Source organism: Henriciella sp., assembly GCF_049649345.1.
Lineage (GTDB): Bacteria > Pseudomonadota > Alphaproteobacteria > Caulobacterales > Hyphomonadaceae > Henriciella.
Genome location: NZ_JBARZC010000433.1, coordinates 1 through 2,368, shown reverse-complemented (window position 1 = coordinate 2,368; position 2,368 = coordinate 1). Strand labels below are relative to the sequence as shown.

Below are 2,368 nucleotides of genomic sequence, written 5' to 3'. Positions count from 1 at the left end.
ATGGATACGGATCTGGTTCGGCCACAGGCGGTAGACACGCGCATCGGCCACCTGCCCCGTCGCGAGAATGCGGCGGCGGATTTTATGAGGGTCGGCGCGGAACATGTTGTCGCCATTCTCGATCTCTGAAAGGCGGCCGATCATGCCGGTGAGCGCCGGATCGCTTTCGAGGCCAACGATCTGCACATCAGAGACTGACAGTCCAAGCGCAGAGGCGGCGCCATCCATCGTGCCGGTGACGCGCCCTCCCATTTTCGAGAGCGAACCGCCCATAAGCGCAGCACCGGCCACGATAACGGCAAACACCATGACCAGACCGAAGATGACCGATGAGGCATCAACGCTCTGATATTCGGGCTCGGGCGGTGGCGGCGCCTTCCGACGGCCGCGTGCAGGCTGAGCCTGCTGGGGTCTGCGTCCTCTTACCTGTGGCATGAGGCATCCTCGATCATCCACGCAACGAGCTGCTCGAACGTCATGCCGGTGAAGGCGGCCTGTTCGGGCACAAGGGATGTCGGGGTCATGCCTGGCTGGGTATTTGTTTCCAGTATCACGAGCCGGTCCTTTTCCTCGTCAAAACGAAAATCGGACCGCGTCACACCTCGACACCCAAGCGCCTGATGCGCCTTCAACGCCGCGTCCAGAGCCTGCCTTGTCACACGCTCAGGAACGTCTGCGGGCACGACGTGCCGCGATCCACCTGCTGCATATTTTGCGTCAAAGTCGTAAAACTCCCTTAACGTTGTGATTTCCGTGACAGCGAGCGGCCTGTCCCCAAGGACGGCGACGGTAAGCTCACGGCCGGGAATATATTCCTCGGCCATGAGATTGTCGCCATACTTCCACTCGTCAGACAGCACGAATTGCGATGGGCCATTATTGTCCTTGCGCACGAAAACCACACCGAAGCTGGAGCCTTCATTGACGGGCTTGATGACATAGGGCGGCTCAAGCGGATGGGCGCGGGCCGCATCTTCGCGGGTGACAGCAACATCCTTGGCGACATCGAGGCCCGCCTGCTCATAAACAGCTTTCGACTTGCGCTTGTCCATGGCGATGGCAGATGCAGTCACGCCGGAATGGCTATAGGGAATGTCGAGGATTTCGAAGAGCCCCTGCACGCAGCCATCCTCACCCCATGGCCCATGCAGGCCGTTGAGAATGACATCCGGCGCCGCGTCAGCGATCTGCCGTGCAAGATCGCGCGTCGCATCGATGCCAATCGCGTCATAGCCAGCCGCTTTCGCCGCCCTCAACATCTGTTCGCCTGAAGACACGGACACTTCGCGCTCGGACGACCAGCCTCCATAGACGACAGCGACTTTCTTCATGTCTTTCTCCGTGGTGTTGGCGAGCCGATAAGTTCACATTCAAGACAAACATGTAGAGCGCTAGAAATTAAGGCAGTCCTTATCCGGGATGCATCCCGAAGCGATCGGCTGAACATTGTGCCTGGCGGGGCGTTTGTGCTGGCATGTCCGAAAATGTCGACAAGTCGCCTGATGATTCCGAAGAAGAGCACATCACGGAAAGCGAGCGCGTTGAAGCTGCGGCGCTCACCCGCCTCAAATCCCGCATGGTCTACGAGATCATACGCCAGGAAGGCCGCTCGGAACTGTCGCGTCCGCAGGCCTCGATCTGGTGGTCCGGCATTGCAGCCGGCATTGGCATTTCCATTTCGCTGGCCATGGAGGCTATGCTGCGCGTCGGCTTGCCTGACACTGAATGGCGACCGGTTGTCGAGAGCTTTGGCTATACGGCGGGCTTCCTTCTGGTCATCCTGGGGCGTCTCCAGCTGTTCACCGAGAACACGGTCACAGCCGTTCTGCCGACGCTTGCAGATCCCTGCCGCAAAACCCTGGTCGGGACCGCAAGGCTCTGGGGCACGGTGTTTCTCGCCAACATGGTCGGGACCGCAATTGCCGCGGCATTCCTGACCTTTGGCAAACCGCTGGAGCCGGATGTTGCTGCAGCGACGCTCGATATAAGTTTTCACGTCGCCGAGTGGGGCGCATGGGAGACCTTTATCAAGGCGCTCCCGGCTGGATTTCTGATCGCGGCGCTCGTCTGGATGCTGCCCACCTCCGAAGGGGGGGAAGTCCTGGTGATCGCCATCATGATCTACATGATCGCCCTTGGCGACTTCACCCACGTCATCGTCGGATCGGTGGAGCTGTTCCTCGTGGTCTTCGATGGCCAGTTCGGCCTTTTGCCCATGGCGGCTTTCAGGTGGCTTCCGACGCTTCTTGGTAACGTGGTGGGGGGCACGGCCCTCTTCGCCGTCCTCGCCTATGCGCAAGTGCAGGAAGAACTGGAAGAAGAAGAGGCCGGCCATCGCGGCGACGGTGAACCCGGCGATGACCAGAAG

The 2,368-nt window shown here is 60.1% G+C and carries 3 protein-coding genes; 1 reads left to right on the top strand and 2 read right to left on the bottom strand.

Annotation, left to right across the window (positions count from 1 at the left end):
* A partial coding sequence (locus WA989_RS12040) for an FtsQ-type POTRA domain-containing protein (protein ID WP_424340739.1) occupies positions 1–435 on the bottom strand: 435 nt, incomplete at its 3' end.
* Positions 423–1,331, bottom strand: a complete 909-nt coding sequence (locus tag WA989_RS12035) for a D-alanine--D-alanine ligase (protein ID WP_424340738.1) — start codon at positions 1,329–1,331, stop codon at positions 423–425. The genes WA989_RS12035 and WA989_RS12040, both read right to left, overlap by 13 nt.
* 143 nt (positions 1,332–1,474) lie before the next feature.
* On the opposite strand from WA989_RS12035, the gene WA989_RS12030 reads away from it, so the two are divergent.
* Positions 1,475–2,368, top strand: an 894-nt coding sequence (locus WA989_RS12030; RefSeq protein ID WP_424340737.1) for a formate/nitrite transporter family protein, incomplete at its 3' end; no start/stop codon positions are given.